This is a genomic window from Halomonas sp. 328, from assembly GCF_015645095.1.
Taxonomy (GTDB): Bacteria; Pseudomonadota; Gammaproteobacteria; order Pseudomonadales; family Halomonadaceae; genus Bisbaumannia.
This window is the reverse complement of record NZ_JADOTW010000008.1, coordinates 1-14,551: the sequence shown is the minus strand read 5'-3', so window position 1 is coordinate 14,551 and position 14,551 is coordinate 1. Positions and strand designations below refer to the sequence as shown.

Genomic DNA, 14,551 nt, shown 5'->3' with positions numbered 1-14,551 from the left:
TGTCCTGTTACCCATCGGGAGTCGTGGTGAACCTCGAAACCAAATGGCTGGAAGACTTCGTCGCCCTGGCCAATACCCGCAGTTTCTCGGCCTCGGCGCGTCAGCGCCATGTGACCCAGCCCGCCTTCAGCCGGCGCATCCGTTCCCTGGAGCAGGCAGTGGGGGTGACCCTCGTCGATCGCTCCACCACCCCGGTGGGCCTGACCCCGGAGGGACAACTGTTCCTGGTCACGGCGCGCCACCTGGTGGAGCAGCTCAACGAGTGCCTGGGCCATCTGCGCGGCGTCTCCATGGCCAACGAGGCCCTGGACATCGTTGCCGCCCACTCCCTGGCCCTGACCTTCTATCCGCAGTGGATCTCGCGGCTGCAGCAGGGCACCGGCGAATTGCCCACCCGGCTGGTGGCCATGAACATGGGCGAGGCGATCCATGTGCTGCGGGAGGGCAACTGCGACCTGATGCTGGGGTACTACGACCCCTATGCCACCATGCAGCTGGACGCCAAGGTCTTTCCCTCCTTCTCCATCGGCCAGGTGAAGATGATTCCGGTCTGCCTGCCCGACGCCGATGGCGATCCGCGCTTCCCCCTGGAGGGGGAGGCGTCGATTCCCTATCTCTCCTATACCCAGGGCGCCTTCCTGGGGCGCAGCGTGCGCATGCTGCTCAAGAACGACCCGCTGCGCCTGCGCCTGCGCACCGTCTACGAGACCGCCATGGCGGAAGGCCTCAAGGGCATGGTGATGCAAGGGGTGGGGATGGCCTGGATTCCCGATTTCTGTATCCGCGAGGAGCTGGCCAGCGGGCGCCTGGTGCGGGCCGGGGATAGCGCCTGGGACGTGCCCCTGGAAATCCGGCTCTATCGCTGTTCCCTGGTACACAAGCCCGGCGTCGAGAAGCTATGGCGGCAGATGATGAAGCTGCCGCGGGACTTCCTGCAAGGCTGAGACATTGACGGGGGCGCCTTGGGGCGCCCTCGACGCACTCAGGGGGTACCGAAATCCGCCGGCAGGCCCAGGAAGTTCTGGATGATAAAGAAGTGATCCTCGAACAGGGTCTCCGGCTCCAGGTCGGCCAGGGCCACCCAGCGTGCCTGCTCGCCGCCCTTGGCGGGCTTGAGCTGGGGCAGTTGCTGCTCGGGGCGCAGGGCGAAATAGAAGGCCTCGGCCAGGGTGCGGCCCCGCCAGCTGCGGTGGGGCTCGTCGAAGAGGCGCTGGCCCCGTAGCGAGCCCTTGAGCACCGGCTCCGGGACCTTGAGGCGCACCCGTTCCCGCAGTTCCCGCAGGCAGGCATCCAGCAAGCGCTCATGGGGGTTGATAAAGCCCCCGGGCAGGGCCAGTAGCCCCTTGCCCGGTGCCGCGCCGCGCCGCACCAGCAGCACATGTCCGGACTGCACCACGACCGCATTGACGGTGACGAAGATCGGTGGGTAGGGCGCCTGCTCCCAGGCCTTGCGGTACTGGTCGAGCAGCCGCTGCTCCTCGAGCAACCGCTGGAAGGCCTCCGACTGCTCCACGAACGTTTCCAGGGCGTGGTGCACCCGGGGGGGCAGGTCGTGATGGGCACCGGTGGAGAGGTAATCGGCGGCGGAGGAGGCGGAACGGAACAGTCGCCCGCGGATCTGGGTGGCGGCGATCCCCTCCACCAGGGGCACGCTGACCGACTCCCACTGGGGAAACAGCGTCAGATAGTAGCTGGATTGGCCGCGACTGGCGCCGATCAGGCCGATACGTGGTAGCTTGCCGTGGCTCGGGCTGGCGATATCCCGCACCTTGCGCTGTACGTCCCGGACCCAGACATCGTCGTTGTAGAGGGCGTCCAGCAGGGGGGCGATCTCCAGGCGGGCGTTCTCCTCGGCATCGAAGCAGCTGCGCAGCAGGTCGTGACGCTCCTCGAAGCGCCAGGGGTTGCGCAGGGAACGCGCCTGCCAGGCCGAGCCCACCAGCACGATGACCTGCCGGGCCCGCTTCAGGGCCTCGTGAATCACCGCCAGGTGGCCGAGGTGGGGAGGTTGGAAGCGGCCGATAAAGACCAGGCAATCGAAATCGTACCCGGAAGGGGTAGGGGGCATGGGGCACTCCGCCAGGGTCGGTGGCGCCTATTATGGAGAGCCCGCCGGGGAGCGGCAACCGTGCGCGTGGGGAGAACGTTCGGCATCTCGCGTTGCCTTGGGATATGCTGGGCGCCTAGGCCAAGCTAAAGCTAAAGGAGTGGGGTGTGATCAAGGAAACGGTGGTCTTCTGGTGGCGCGTCGTGCATGACGCCATTCGCCTGTGGCTGGAGCGCAATGCCTTCAGCTATGCCGGTTCACTGGCCTTCTATACGCTCTTCTCGCTGGCCCCCACGGTGATTATCGCGGTTACCGTGATCGGGGTGGTGCTGGGTGAGGACGCCGCCCAGGGGCAGATCGTCGCCCAGCTGCAGGAGACCATGGGACATGACGCCGCCGTGGCCATCGAGCAGGCGGTGGCTCAGTCACGGATCGAGGAGTCGGGGCTCTTGCCGACCCTGTTGGGGTTTGGTGCCCTGCTGGTGGGGGCGACCACCGTCTTCGCCCAGATGCAGTTCTCCCTCAATACCCTCTGGGGGGTGACCGCCAAGCCCAGCAGCAATAGCCTGCTGGTGTTCATCAAGAACCGGGTGCTGTCGCTGACCATCGTGCTGGCCATCGGTTTTATCCTGCTGGTGTCGCTGGTCTTCGGGGTCATGGTGAAGAGCCTGCTCGGGCAGGCCGAGAACCTGGTGCCGGCGGTGGGACTGCTGGCCGGCAGCGCCGAGTTCCTGGTCTCCCTGGCGATGATCGCGGCGCTCTTCGCCACCATCTTCAAGGTGCTGCCGGACGTGGTGCTGAGCTGGCGGGACGTCCTGGTCGGTGCGGTGGTCACGGCGCTGCTCTTTGCCCTGGGGCGTTATGGCATCGCCAGCTACCTGGCCTATACCGCCACGGCCTCCACCTATGGCGCCGCCGGCTCCGTGGTGGTCATTCTGCTGTGGGTTTATTACTCATCGCTGATCCTTCTCTACGGTGCGGCCTTTACCAAGTGCCATCTACTGGCCCGCGACAAGCCGATCATCCCGCGCAATACCGCCGTGGTGGTCAAGCGGGAACTGCTGGAGTGAAGCCGTCCGCCTGAACTGTCGAGGCCGCGCCCCAGGGGCGCGGCCTCGCTCGTCTGGACGGTGTCGAGCCGCCTCAGGCGGCCCGCGGCTGGCCGGGGCGGAAGCGCTCCTCGGCCAGCCGGTCGGCGACCTGCTCGGGGCGCTTGCCCTCCCGCTTGGCACGCTCGAAGATCGTCTCCAGGGTGGTGCCGATCCGTTCCACCTGGGCCAGCACCGCCTGGCGGTCGTAGTCGCTGCGGCGTTGCCAGGCCACCTCAATCACGCCGCCGGCATTGGTTACATAGTCTGGCGCATAAAGGATGCCGCGACGCTGCAGGGCCTCGCCGGCGGCGGGGGTGGCCAGCTGGTTATTGGCGGCCCCCGCCACCACCCTGGCCTTGAGGCGCCGGCAGGCGGCCTCGTCGATGGCCCCTCCCAGGGCACAGGGGGCGAAGACATCCACCTCGGCATCGAGGATGGCCTCGGGGGGCAGTGTCGCGGCGCCTAGTTCCTCGGCGAGCCGCGCCACGGCACCCTCATCGATATCGCTGATCACCAGCTGGGCGCCGGCCGCCTTGAGCCGGCGAGCCAGGTGAGCCCCCACGCTGCCGACGCCCTGGATGGCGACGCTCACCCCCTCGAGATCGTCACGTCCCAGGCCGTGACGCACCGCCGCCCGCAGGCCATGAAAGACCCCCAGGGCGGTAAAGGGCGAGGGATCGCCGGACTCTCCTGCGCTGCGGCGCAGGCCGGTGACATAAGCGGTCTCCTCGGCGATCCACTGCATGTCCGTCTCGCCGGTGCCGGAGTCCTCGGCGGTGATATAGCGTCCGCCCAGGCGTTCCACCAGCCGCCCCATGGCGCGCATCAGCTCCGGGGTCTTGTCGCGCCTGGGATCGGCGATGATGACCGCCTTGCCACCACCCAGGGGCAGGCCGGCCAGGGCCGACTTGTAGCTCATGCCGCGGGAGAGGCGCAGCACATCGCTCAGGGCCTCGTCGTCGCTGGCGTAGGGGAAGACGCGCAGGCCGCCCAGGGCGGGGCCCAGGTGGGTGTTGTGGATGGCGATGATCGCCTTGAGGCCGCTGGCCTCGTCACAGCCGTAGACCACCTGTTCATGGTGGTCGAAATCGGGATGATCGAACATGGCAGGGTCCCTTCGTGGGGTGACTCATTGTTATGTGTGCGCCAGGGGTGGTGGCGCCGCCGGATCGGGCTTATGGCCCTGTGCCCAGATTAGCCAAAGGCGATGCCGCTGCCTAGTGGGCAACGCCGACCGGGCCTTGGCGAACCCGGTGGGCGAGTGCTAGAACAGGAGCATGACGCCGTGATCGGCGAGTCGGACAAGGGAGGAGTCGTGATGAGCAAGCAGTGCGTCAAGGCCTGGGTCAGCGGCCAGGTGCAGGGGGTCTGGTACCGTCGGGCGACCCAGGAGCAGGCCCTGCAGCACGGCCTCACCGGTTATGCCAAGAACCTGCCGGACGGCCGCGTCGAGGTGCTGCTGTGCGGCGAGGAGGAGGCGGTCCGAGCCGTGACCCAGTGGCTCTGGCAGGGGCCGCCCGCGGCCCGGGTCAGTCAGGTCAGCCTGGAGGAGGCGGCGCCCCGCGACCCGGATGCCTTTATCACCCTCTAGATTTCCTTCGTTGGGCTATTTCAGGGTATCGACGATCCACTGCACCACGGCGGGGCCGTCGGCGCCCAGGCAGGCCTCCACCAGGGGCGTCTGGGACCAGCGCTCGTCGATAAAGGCACGGCCTTCCGGAGCGAACAGCGTCTGCCCGGCGGCATCGCCTTCGGTGACCACGCTGAGGTGGCCTCGGGCGGTGGTGAAGAGCTCCGGGCGCAACAGCCAGGCCAGGGCGCAGCTGTCGTGGGGGCAGCAGCCATCGATGCCCAGGGCCTGCTGGTAGAACTCCCGGTAGAAGGCGTAGCTGCCCTTGAGCACGGCGCCGAGCTCGCCCTGGCCGGCGGCGATGGCCTCCATGTCGTCGGGGCTCAGCACGCAGCGGTGGGTGGCGTCCAGGCCCACCAGGGTCAATGGCCAGCCGGCGGTGAGCACCCGGGCCGCGGCGTGAGGGTCATTGAAGATATTGGCCTCCGCCACCGGCGAGACATTGCCCCCCTCCTTGATCGAGCCACCCATGATCACCACCTGCTTGACGGCATCGACGAGGCCCGGATCGAGTTGCAGCGCCGCGGCCAGGTTGCCGAGCGGGCCCACCGCCACCAGGGTGACCTCACCGGGACGGGCGCGCACGGTGTCGACGATAAACTGCGCCGCGCTGATCGGCTCGGCCTGGCCCTGGACCGCCGGCAGCGTGATGTTGCCCAGACCGTTGGCGCCGTGGATATGCGCCGGCGCCGGGTGCCTGGCCCTGACCAGGGGGCCGGCGGCGCCCTGGGCCACCGGGATGCGTCGTCCGGCCAGCTCGCAGAGCAGCAGGGCGTTGCGGGTGGCGACATCGATATCGACGTTGCCGTAGGTGGTGGTCAGGCCGAGCAGCTCGATCTGGGGGTGGCGCAGGGCGATGGCGATGGCCTGGGCGTCATCCACGCCCGGGTCGGTATCGAAGATAATCGGGTAACTCATGGGCTTTCTCCGTATGGGCTCCGTATGGGCTGTGCGGGGGCGGTGTCGGGTCAGTCCGCTTCCAGCGGGCAGGGCGGCCACTCGGCCAGGGCGGCGTCCACCGCCCGTGCCCAGGGAATGCTCGGCGCGGCGCCGGGGACCTGGACGCAGAGGGCGGCGGCGGCGCTGGCCCGGCGCAAACAGGCCTCGATGTCGCCACCGGCCTGGCGGGTGGCCAGGAAGACGCCGATAAAGGTGTCGCCGGCGCCGGTGGTATCCACTGCCTCGACCCGGTGGGCGGCCAGGCGCAGGCGCGTCTCCCGGTGCCGGTAGTGCACCCCCTCGGCGCCCAGGGTCAGCACCAGCTCCACCTCGGGCAGGCGTTCGGCCAGGGCATCGAGCAGTGCCGCGGCGGGGCGGGTCTCGTCCAGGCCGGCCAGGGCCGCGGCCTCGCCGCGATTGACGAACAGCAGGTCGCAGGTCTCCAGCGGCAGTCGAGTGGCGGCCTCGTCCATGGGCGCCGGATTGAAGGCCAGCATCAGGCCCCGCTGCCGGGCGGCCGTCATGGCCGCGGCCAGGCCATTGCATTCGTTCTGCAGTAGCAGGGTGGCGCCGGGCTCGGCGGCGGCGATCTGCGCCACCAGGGCGTCCTCCTCGAAGCCATGATTGGCGCCGGGGTAGAGGATGATGGCGTTCTCGCCGCCGTCATCCACCTGGATCAGCGCATGGCCGCTGGGAGAGTCGACCCGCTCGACGTCGTCGAGCGCGACCCCGGCCTCCTCGAGGGGCGCCAGGGCCCAGGCATCGCTGTCGCCCAGCCGCCCCCAGTGAGTCACCTGTCCCCCGGCCCGGGCCAGGGCCAGGGACTGGTTGGCCCCCTTGCCGCCCAGCACCCGTTGGTAGTCGCGGCTGGCCAGGGTCTCGCCGGGGCGCACCAGGTGCGGCACCCGATAGACATGATCGATATTGATGGAGCCCAGGTTATAGAGCATGGCGTTCTTCCTGAGACCCGGCCCGCAGGCCGGAAAGACGAAACGTCGGCGTCGGCAAGCCGGCTCGTACTAGCCTAGTCGGGCAGGCCCCGATCCGCTTCCACGCAGCCTGCCGAGATCACCGCTAGTCCAGCGGGCGCGCCAGGTTCTCGGCGGTCAGCTCGACCACCCGGGCCCGGGCCTCCGGGGTGATCCAGGCGTTATGGGGGGTGACGATCAGGTTGAGGGGCTCGGCGAGGGCATCGAGTAACGCATGGCCGCGGCGGGGCGGTTCCTCCGGCAGGCTGTCGACCCCCAGGCCACCGAGGCGTCCCTCGCGCAGTGCCGCCAGCGCCGCCGCCTCGTCGATGATCCCGCCCCGGGCGCAGTTGATCAGCAGGGCGCCGGGCTTGAGCCGGGCCAGCAGTGCCGCGTCGACCAGGTGATGAGTGGCCTCGGTAAGCGGGCAGTGCAGGCTCAGTACATCGGCCCGGGGCGCCAGTTCGGCGAGGGGCGGGCGGGAGTCGCCGGCCTCCCGGCCGGGGCGGGCGGCATAGTCGACGCGCATGCCGAAGGCGCCGGCCAGCTCACCGACGCGGCGCCCCAGCTCCCCCTGGCCGACGATCACCAGGCGCTTGCCTTCCAGTTGCAGGGTGGCGGGGGAGAGCAGGCAGAAGAAGTCGCTGTGCCCCCAGTCGCCGGCGGCGACCCGGCGCTGGTAGCGAGGCAGGCGGTTGGCCAGGGCCAGGATCAGCATCAGGGTGTGCTGGGCCACGCTGGCGGTGCCATAGGCGCTGACGTTGCGCACCGGGATGCCGAGGCGCTCGGCGGCGGCCATGTCGATATTGTTGGTGCCGGTGGCCAGCACGCAGATCAGCTTCAGCTCCGGCAGGCTGTCGAGCAGCTCGCCATCCAGGAGCACCTTGTTGACGATGGCGACCTGGGCGCCCTCGAGGCGCTCCCGGCGCTGCTCCGGGGCGGTGGCGGCATGCACGTCCAACTGCTCGACTCGCTCACGCAGGGGCGCGAGATCGATATCGTCGCCGAGGCTGGCGGCGTCGAGTAGCACGGCTTTCATGGGAATTCCTCGTGTGGCGTTGGCACCTTGCCCCCAAGGGGGCGCGACGCGCTATAATACCGGGCTTTCCAGTGGCCTTGGAAAGGCCGGCGCCAGGCCCCATATTGGCCATCGCCGGCCTGGTCAGGTGTGAGTTCCAGGCCAAGATCGTATTCCGGAGTGATTAGAACCATGCCCATCTACGAATATGAGTGCAAGGCCTGTGGCCACCGCCTCGAGAAGCTGCAGAAGGTGAGTGCCGCCCCCCTGACCGATTGCCCCAGTTGCGAGGCCCCGGAGCTTTCGCGACTGGTCTCCGCGGCGGGCTTCCGCCTGGCCGGCGGTGGCTGGTACGAGACCGATTTCAAGTCCGGCAGCAAGAAGAACCTGGCCGGCGACGGCGGCACCGGCAAGGCGCCGGCCAAGGACGGGGCCGCCGCCTGAGGCGGCCCGACTTCTCCCGATTCGATAAACGCTAGAAAACAGGATTCGACATGCGCAGCCATTATTGCGGCCAGCTCAACGAGACACTGGTGGATCAGACGGTCACCCTCTGCGGTTGGGTGCACCGTCGCCGTGACCACGGTGGGGTGATCTTCCTCGACATGCGCGACCGTGACGGCATCGCCCAGGTCGTGGTGGATCCCGACACCGCCGAGGCCTTCGCCAATGCCGACCGCTGCCGCAACGAGTTCGTGCTGCGCATCGTCGGCCGCGTGCGGCCGCGCCCCGAGGGCACCCAGAACCCCAACATGCCCACCGGCATGATCGAGGTCCTGGCCAAGGAGGTGGAGATCCTCAACACCGCCGCCACCCCGCCGTTCCAGCTCGACGAGCACGGCAAGGTGGGCGAGGAGGTGCGCCTCAAGCACCGCTATATCGACCTGCGTCGCCCGGAGATGCTCGACAAGCTGCGCCTGCGCTCGCGGATCTCCCATAGCGTGCGGGCCTTCCTCGAAGCCCAGGGCTTCCTGGACATCGAGACCCCGATCCTGACCCGGGCCACCCCGGAAGGCGCCCGGGACTACCTGGTGCCGAGCCGTACCCACGCGGGCAGCTTCTTCGCCCTGCCGCAGTCGCCGCAGCTCTTCAAGCAGCTGCTGATGGTGTCCGGCTTCGACCGCTACTACCAGATCGCCAAGTGCTTCCGCGACGAGGACCTGCGCGCCGACCGTCAGCCGGAGTTCACCCAGATCGACCTGGAGGCCTCCTTCGTCGACGAAGACGAGATCATGGGCATCACCGAGTCGATGATCCGCCAGCTCTTCCAGGAGGTCCTCGAGGTCGAGCTGCCCGAGTTCCCGCGCATGCCTTACAGCGAGGCGATGGGCCGCTACGGCTCCGACAAGCCGGACCTGCGCATCCCCCTGGAGCTGGTCGACGTGGACGACCTGATGGCTCAGGTGGACTTCAAGGTCTTCTCCGGCCCGGCCAAGGCCGACGACGGCCGCGTCGCCGCCCTCAAGGTGCCCGGCGGCGCCGAGCTTTCCCGCAAGGCCATCGATGAGTACACCAAGTTCGTCGGCATCTATGGCGCCAAGGGCCTGGCCTGGATCAAGGTCAACGAGCGCGCCAAGGGACTCGAGGGCCTGCAGTCGCCCATCGTCAAGTTCATGGAGAACGTGATCGACGAGCTGCTCGAGCGTCTCGATGCCCAGGATGGCGATATCATCTTCTTCGGCGCCGACAAGGCCCGCGTGGTCAATGAGGCCCTCGGTGCCCTGCGGGTCAGGCTGGGCGAGGACCTGGACCTCTACACCCAGGCCTGGGCGCCGCTGTGGGTGGTCGACTTCCCGATGTTCGAGGACGACGGCAGCGCCCGCATGCAGGCCCTGCACCATCCCTTTACCGCCCCCTCCTGCGACGTGGAGAGCCTCAAGGCCAACCCGGCCCAGGCGCTCTCCCGGGCCTACGATATGGTGCTCAACGGCACCGAGCTGGGCGGCGGCTCCATCCGTATCCACGACCAGGCCATGCAGCGGGCCGTGCTCGAGGTGCTGGGGATCGACCAGGCCGAGGCGGAGGAGAAGTTCGGCTTCCTGCTCGACGCCCTCAAGTATGGCGCGCCGCCCCACGGCGGCCTGGCCTTCGGCCTCGACCGTCTGGTGATGCTGATGACCGGGGCGCGGACCATCCGCGAGGTGATCGCCTTCCCCAAGACCCAGAGCGCCGCCTGCCTGATGACCGATGCCCCGGGCGAGGTCAGCGCCGACCAGCTCAAGGAGCTGAATATCCGTCTGCGGGCCAAGGCCAAGCCGGAGGCCGCCGAATAAGGCGAGCCACTCCGACACGCACGACTCCTACCGGCGCCCCTGTGGCGCCGGTATGTTGTTGAGGCGGGACACTCTCGTCAGGGAGACGATGCACAATGAAGAAAAACGTGCCTGGAAGCGCCGGGCCATGCTGATCCTGGGCATCGATCCCGGCTCGCGGATCACCGGCTATGGGGTGCTCGACGTGACCCGGCCGCGGCCGGTCTACGTGGCCAGCGGCTGCATCCGCACCCGGGGCGACGACCTGGCCCAGCGCCTGGCGCAGATCTATGCCGGAATCAGCGAGCTGATCGGCGTGCATCGACCGGGGGAGCTGGCCATCGAGCAGGTCTTTATGGCCAAGAACCCCGACTCCGCCCTCAAGCTGGGCCAGGCCCGGGGCACCGCCATCGTCTGCGCCGCCAATCACGGCCTGCCGGTGAGCGAATACGGGCCACGCCAGATCAAGCAGGCGGTGACCGGCACCGGAGGCGCCGACAAGGCCCAGGTGCAGCACATGGTCAGCGCCGTGCTGGGCCTCGACGGTACCCCCCAGGCGGACGCCGCCGATGCCCTGGCCATCGCCCTGACCCATGCCCATGCACGGCTCGGCCTGATCAATCGTGGTAGCTACGGCGGGCGTCGCGGGGGCGGCAAGGGGTGGCGCGACTTCGACCCGACGGGCCGCACTTCCTGAGTGGCCGAGACTTCACACTAGATGACGATTTTGCCCTCTGGTCAGCCTCCGGGGCGGCCAGTATAGTGGTCGCCAGTCTTGGCAAGGATCGACTCACGGCATGATTGGACGCCTGCGTGGCACCCTGTTGGAGAAACAGCCCCCCTGGCTGGTGGTCGACGTCGCTGGCGTCGGCTATGAACTGGAAGCCTCCCTGACCACCCAGATGGCGTTGCCGGCGGTGGGAGAGGCGGTCTCCCTGCACACTCACCTCAGCATTCGCGACGATGCTCACCTGCTCTACGGGTTCGCCCGCGGCCAGGAGCGGGAACTGTTCCGCGCCCTGATCAAGGTCAATGGCGTGGGGCCCAAGCTGGCCCTGGCGATCCTCTCCGGCATGGACGAGGCGGCCTTCGTGCGCTGCGTGCGGGAGGACGACATCAAGTCGCTGACCCGGCTGCCCGGGGTGGGCAAGAAGACCGCCGAGCGGCTGATCATCGAGATGCGCGACCGCTTTCCCCACTGGACCGGCGACGAGGGAGGGGGGCTCGAGGCCCTGGAAGCCGCCGCGGCGGGGCAGGGGGCCGCCCCCCAAAGCGATCCCCTGGCGGATGCCGAGGCGGCCCTGGTGGCGCTCGGCTACAAGCCCGCCGAGGCCGCGAAGATGCTCAGCGGGTGCGATCGCGAGCTCTCCACCGAGGCCCTGATCAAGGCCGCCCTGACCCGCAAGCTGACGGGCTAGGGGGCCATCCCAGGAGATGGCATCCCCGTGGCTCGGGATGACTAGGCGCCGCAAGTTCGGAAACCACTATGCTCGACAATGATCGACTGATCGCCGCCGCGCCCCAGGGCGGGGAGCTGGTCCAGGACCATGCCATTCGCCCCAAGCGGCTGGCCGACTATATCGGCCAGCCGCGGGTACGCGAGCAGCTGGAGATCTTTATCCAGGCCGCCCGGGGGCGGGGCGAGAGCCTCGACCATACCCTGGTGTTCGGCCCCCCGGGCCTGGGCAAGACCACCCTGGCCAATATCATCGCCGCCGAGATGGACGTGGACATCAAGTCCACCTCCGGGCCGGTGCTGGAGCGCCCGGGCGACCTGGCCGCCATGCTCACCAACCTCGAGCCCGGCGACGTGCTCTTTATCGACGAGATCCACCGCCTCTCGCCGGTGGTGGAGGAGGTGCTCTATCCGGCCATGGAGGATTTCCAGCTGGATATCGTCATCGGCGAGGGGCCGGCGGCGCGCTCCATCAAGCTCGACCTGCCGCGCTTCACCCTGGTGGGGGCCACCACCCGGGCGGGCCTGCTGACCTCGCCGCTGCGCGACCGCTTCGGTATCGTCCAGCGCCTGGAGTTCTATGGCATCGAGGACCTGACCGGCATCGTCGCCCGTTCGGCGCGGCTGCTGGGCGTGGAGGCAGACGCCGCCGGCGCCGCCGAGATCGCCCGCCGCGCCCGGGGCACGCCGCGCATCGCCAACCGCCTGCTGCGCCGGGTGCGCGACTACGCCGAGGTGCGTGGTCGCGGGGTCATCGATGTCGAGGTCGCGGATCGTGCCCTGGACATGCTGCATGTGGATCACCACGGCCTCGATCATATGGATCGCCGCCTGCTGCTGGCGATGATCGAGAAGTTCGATGGTGGCCCGGTAGGGGTCGACTCCCTGGCCGCCGCCATCGGCGAGGAGCGCGATACCATCGAGGACGTGATCGAGCCCTACCTGATCCAGCAGGGGCTGATGATGCGCACCGCCCGGGGGCGGGTGGTGACCCGCCAGGCCTATGCGCACTTCGACCTGGTGCCGGATTCCGCCACCCCGGATGCCAGCGGCGAGGTGCGTCCATGACCCCGACCAGCGAGTTTCGGCTGCCGGTCAGGGTCTATATCGAGGACACCGACGCCGGCGGCATCGTCTACTACGTCAACTACCTGAAATTCATGGAGCGCGCCCGCAGCGAGTGGCTCCGGCGCCTGGGGCATAGCCAGCGGGAACTGCTTGCCGAGGGCGTGCAACTGGTGGTACATCGCCTGGAGTGTCGCTACGCGCAACCGGCGCGCCTCGATGACGACCTGGTGGTCAGCGCCACCGTCACCGAGCGGGGTGCCTGTCGTGCCACCTTTGTCCAGCGGGTGAGCCGCGCCGGGGAACCCCTGTGCGAGGCGAGTGTCGACATCGCCTGTCTGGATGCCCAATCCCTGCGGCCCCGCCGCTGGCCGCCGGCCCTGGCCGCGGCCCTAACCCCCGAGTTGCAATGAGGACGCCCGTGAACGACTCCATGTCCATCCCCCATCTGATCATGAGTGCCAGCACCGTCGTGCAGCTGGTGATGCTGATCCTGGTGCTCGGCTCCATCCTCTCCTGGGTGGTGATCTTCCAGCGCAGCATGGTGCTGAGCCGCGCCAAGAAGGCCCACCAGGCCTTCGAGGAGCGTTTCTGGTCCGGGGTCGATCTCAACGACCTCTATCGCGAGACCCCCGCCGATCAGGAGACCCTGGGCGCCGAGCACGTCTTCCGCTCCGGGTTCCGCGAGTTCAATCGCCTGTTGCCCAAGACCAAGAGCCCCCAGGCGATCCTCGATGGGGTCCAGCGCAGCATGCGCGTCGCCTGGTCCCGGGAGGAGGAACGCCTCAACCTGCACCTGGTGTTCCTGGCTACCGTGGCCTCGGCGAGCCCCTATATCGGCCTCTTCGGCACCGTCTGGGGCATCATGGGCTCCTTCCAGAGCCTCTCCATGGCCCAGCAGGCGACCCTGGCCACCGTGGCCCCCTGGATCGCCGAGGCGCTGATCGCCACCGCCATGGGGCTGTTCGCGGCCATCCCGGCGGTGATCTTCTACAACCGCCTCTCCGCGGAGTCCGGTCGCCTGCTCGGCAAGTACGAGGATTTCGCCGAGGAGTTCCACTCCATCCTGCACCGTAACCTGCAGGGGCGTGGCGAGAGCGCGGCGGCCTGACGGAGACGACACCATGCATGGACCCTTCAATCGGGACGGTCGACGCCGCCCCATGGGCGAGATCAACGTGGTGCCCTTTATCGACGTCATGCTGGTGCTGCTGGTGATCTTCATGATCACCGCGCCCATGCTGACCCAGGGCGTCCAGGTCGATCTTCCCCAGGTGAGTTCGTCGCCCATCGAGGAGAACGAGAGCCAGGAACCCATCGTGGTCTCGGTGGATCGCGAGGGGTATTACTATATCTCCCTGGGCGACGAGGAGGCCCCGGTGGGCCTGGATGAGCTGGCCGAGCGGGTGATCATCGTCATGGATCGCAACCCGGGCACGCCGGTGATGGTGCGGGGGGATCGCAACGTCAGCTATGGCCAGGTGGTGACCCTGATGAGCACCCTGCAGACCGCCGGCGTCGCTAACGTGGGGCTGATCTCCGAACCCCCGCCGCGGGAGGGCTAGGGGTGGCCAGAGAAGAGCGACGCGTCGGCTATGGCCTGCCCACCCTGCTCGCCATCGGCGTGCATGGGCTGGTGGTGGCCGTGAGCATGCTGAGCCTGGTGCCCAGCGCCAAGACCGAGCCCCCCGCCACGGCGGTGGTCCAGGCGACCCTGGTCGGTACCGAGACCACCACCGACCAGGCCCAGCGTGCCCAGGAGGTGCGTGCCCGGGCCGAGGCGCGTCAGGCCGAGGAGGAAGCCGCGGCCCGGGAGGCCGAGCGCCAGGAGCAGGAGCGGCAGCATCAGGAGCAGGCGGCCCGGGACGCCCAGCGCCAGGCCCAGGAGCAGGCGGCCGAGGAAGCCCAGGCCGAGGCCCGGCGCCGCGCCGAGGAAGCCGAGCGCCAGGCACGGCTGCGTGAGGAGCAGGCCGCCGAAGAGCAGCGTCGCGCCGAAGAGGCCGAACGCCAGCGCCAGGCGGAGGAGCAGCGCCGCCAGGAAGAAGCCGAACGTCAGCGCCAGGCGGAGGAGCAGCGCCGCCAGGA

The 14,551-nt window shown here is 68.7% G+C and carries 16 protein-coding genes and 1 pseudogene; 12 read left to right on the top strand and 5 right to left on the bottom strand.

The window, feature by feature from the left end; all coding sequences use genetic code 11:
• The first annotated feature begins 26 nt into the window (after positions 1-26).
• Positions 27-944: a LysR substrate-binding domain-containing protein gene (locus tag IHD13_RS05245; RefSeq protein WP_195859986.1), complete on the top strand. Its 918-nt coding sequence runs from the start codon at positions 27-29 to the stop codon at positions 942-944.
• Between the two features lie 38 nt (positions 945-982).
• On the opposite strand, the gene IHD13_RS05240 is transcribed toward IHD13_RS05245, so the two are convergent.
• Positions 983-2,068 carry a bifunctional nicotinamide-nucleotide adenylyltransferase/Nudix hydroxylase gene (locus IHD13_RS05240; protein ID WP_195859985.1) on the bottom strand — a complete coding sequence of 362 codons (1,086 nt, stop codon included), beginning with the start codon at positions 2,066-2,068 and terminating at the stop codon, positions 983-985.
• 146 nt (positions 2,069-2,214) lie between these two features.
• Between IHD13_RS05240 and IHD13_RS05235 the strand changes: the two genes are divergently transcribed.
• Positions 2,215-3,117, top strand: coding sequence for a YihY/virulence factor BrkB family protein (locus IHD13_RS05235; protein ID WP_195859984.1), 903 nt, complete (start codon positions 2,215-2,217; stop codon positions 3,115-3,117).
• Between the two features lie 73 nt (positions 3,118-3,190).
• On the opposite strand, the gene IHD13_RS05230 is transcribed toward IHD13_RS05235, so the two are convergent.
• The gene (locus tag IHD13_RS05230) at positions 3,191-4,243 is read right to left on the bottom strand and encodes a Glu/Leu/Phe/Val family dehydrogenase (protein WP_195859983.1); all 1,053 of its coding nucleotides are present in this window, start codon (positions 4,241-4,243) and stop codon (positions 3,191-3,193) included.
• 213 nt (positions 4,244-4,456) lie between these two features.
• Between IHD13_RS05230 and yccX the strand changes: the two genes are divergently transcribed.
• Positions 4,457-4,729: an acylphosphatase gene (gene yccX / locus IHD13_RS05225; RefSeq protein ID WP_195859982.1), complete on the top strand. Its 273-nt coding sequence runs from the start codon at positions 4,457-4,459 to the stop codon at positions 4,727-4,729.
• 15 nt (positions 4,730-4,744) lie between these two features.
• Here yccX and IHD13_RS05220 read toward each other — a convergent pair whose 3' ends face one another.
• From IHD13_RS05220 to IHD13_RS05210, 3 genes are all read right to left on the bottom strand, one after another.
• On the bottom strand, positions 4,745-5,686 hold the full coding sequence (locus tag IHD13_RS05220; RefSeq protein WP_195859981.1) for a nucleoside hydrolase: 942 nt from the start codon (positions 5,684-5,686) through the stop codon (positions 4,745-4,747).
• 50 nt (positions 5,687-5,736) lie between these two features.
• Positions 5,737-6,657, bottom strand: coding sequence for a ribokinase (locus IHD13_RS05215; protein ID WP_195859980.1), 921 nt, complete (start codon positions 6,655-6,657; stop codon positions 5,737-5,739).
• A 124-nt stretch (positions 6,658-6,781) separates the two neighbouring features.
• Entirely contained in the window at positions 6,782-7,714 is a 933-nt protein-coding gene (locus tag IHD13_RS05210) for a D-2-hydroxyacid dehydrogenase (RefSeq protein WP_195859979.1), read from the bottom strand.
• A 171-nt stretch (positions 7,715-7,885) separates the two neighbouring features.
• Between IHD13_RS05210 and IHD13_RS05205 the strand changes: the two genes are divergently transcribed.
• From IHD13_RS05205 to IHD13_RS05165, 9 genes and pseudogenes are all read left to right on the top strand, one after another.
• The gene (locus IHD13_RS05205) at positions 7,886-8,137 is read left to right on the top strand and encodes an FmdB family zinc ribbon protein (RefSeq protein WP_195859978.1); all 252 of its coding nucleotides are present in this window, start codon (positions 7,886-7,888) and stop codon (positions 8,135-8,137) included.
• A 50-nt stretch (positions 8,138-8,187) separates the two neighbouring features.
• Positions 8,188-9,966, top strand: coding sequence for an aspartate--tRNA ligase (gene aspS, locus IHD13_RS05200; RefSeq protein ID WP_195859977.1), 1,779 nt, complete (start codon positions 8,188-8,190; stop codon positions 9,964-9,966).
• Between the two features lie 127 nt (positions 9,967-10,093).
• Entirely contained in the window at positions 10,094-10,642 is a 549-nt protein-coding gene (ruvC, locus tag IHD13_RS05195; protein ID WP_195860077.1) for a crossover junction endodeoxyribonuclease RuvC, read from the top strand.
• Positions 10,643-10,742: 100 nt separating this feature from the next.
• Positions 10,743-11,363: a Holliday junction branch migration protein RuvA gene (gene ruvA, locus IHD13_RS05190; protein ID WP_195859976.1), complete on the top strand. Its 621-nt coding sequence runs from the start codon at positions 10,743-10,745 to the stop codon at positions 11,361-11,363.
• 68 nt (positions 11,364-11,431) lie between these two features.
• Entirely contained in the window at positions 11,432-12,469 is a 1,038-nt protein-coding gene (gene ruvB, locus IHD13_RS05185; RefSeq protein ID WP_195859975.1) for a Holliday junction branch migration DNA helicase RuvB, read from the top strand.
• Positions 12,466-12,879, top strand: coding sequence for a tol-pal system-associated acyl-CoA thioesterase (gene ybgC, locus IHD13_RS05180; RefSeq protein WP_326838316.1), 414 nt, complete (start codon positions 12,466-12,468; stop codon positions 12,877-12,879). Before ruvB ends, ybgC begins: the two co-directional genes overlap by 4 nt.
• An 8-nt stretch (positions 12,880-12,887) precedes the next feature.
• Positions 12,888-13,577, top strand: a complete 690-nt coding sequence (gene tolQ, locus IHD13_RS05175) for a protein TolQ (protein WP_326838315.1) — start codon at positions 12,888-12,890, stop codon at positions 13,575-13,577.
• A gap of 13 nt (positions 13,578-13,590) precedes the next feature.
• A complete protein-coding gene (gene tolR, locus IHD13_RS05170; protein ID WP_195859974.1) occupies positions 13,591-14,031 on the top strand; it encodes a protein TolR in 441 nt (146 codons plus the stop codon).
• Between the two features lie 2 nt (positions 14,032-14,033).
• Positions 14,034-14,551 (top strand): annotated as a pseudogene (locus IHD13_RS05165) (cell envelope integrity protein TolA); the annotation flags it as partial.

Coding starts and splice junctions, on each gene's coding strand:
- IHD13_RS05240 (WP_195859985.1), bottom strand. CDS start 2,068: ATGCCCCCTACCCCTTCCGGGTACGATTTCGATTGCCTGGTCTTTATC.
- IHD13_RS05230 (WP_195859983.1), bottom strand. CDS start 4,243: ATGTTCGATCATCCCGATTTCGACCACCATGAACAGGTGGTCTACGGC.
- yccX (WP_195859982.1), top strand. CDS start 4,457: ATGAGCAAGCAGTGCGTCAAGGCCTGGGTCAGCGGCCAGGTGCAGGGG.
- IHD13_RS05220 (WP_195859981.1), bottom strand. CDS start 5,686: ATGAGTTACCCGATTATCTTCGATACCGACCCGGGCGTGGATGACGCC.
- IHD13_RS05215 (WP_195859980.1), bottom strand. CDS start 6,657: ATGCTCTATAACCTGGGCTCCATCAATATCGATCATGTCTATCGGGTG.
- IHD13_RS05210 (WP_195859979.1), bottom strand. CDS start 7,714: ATGAAAGCCGTGCTACTCGACGCCGCCAGCCTCGGCGACGATATCGAT.
- IHD13_RS05205 (WP_195859978.1), top strand. CDS start 7,886: ATGCCCATCTACGAATATGAGTGCAAGGCCTGTGGCCACCGCCTCGAG.
- aspS (WP_195859977.1), top strand. CDS start 8,188: ATGCGCAGCCATTATTGCGGCCAGCTCAACGAGACACTGGTGGATCAG.
- ruvC (WP_195860077.1), top strand. CDS start 10,094: ATGCTGATCCTGGGCATCGATCCCGGCTCGCGGATCACCGGCTATGGG.
- ruvA (WP_195859976.1), top strand. CDS start 10,743: ATGATTGGACGCCTGCGTGGCACCCTGTTGGAGAAACAGCCCCCCTGG.
- ruvB (WP_195859975.1), top strand. CDS start 11,432: ATGCTCGACAATGATCGACTGATCGCCGCCGCGCCCCAGGGCGGGGAG.
- ybgC (WP_326838316.1), top strand. CDS start 12,466: ATGACCCCGACCAGCGAGTTTCGGCTGCCGGTCAGGGTCTATATCGAG.
- tolR (WP_195859974.1), top strand. CDS start 13,591: ATGCATGGACCCTTCAATCGGGACGGTCGACGCCGCCCCATGGGCGAG.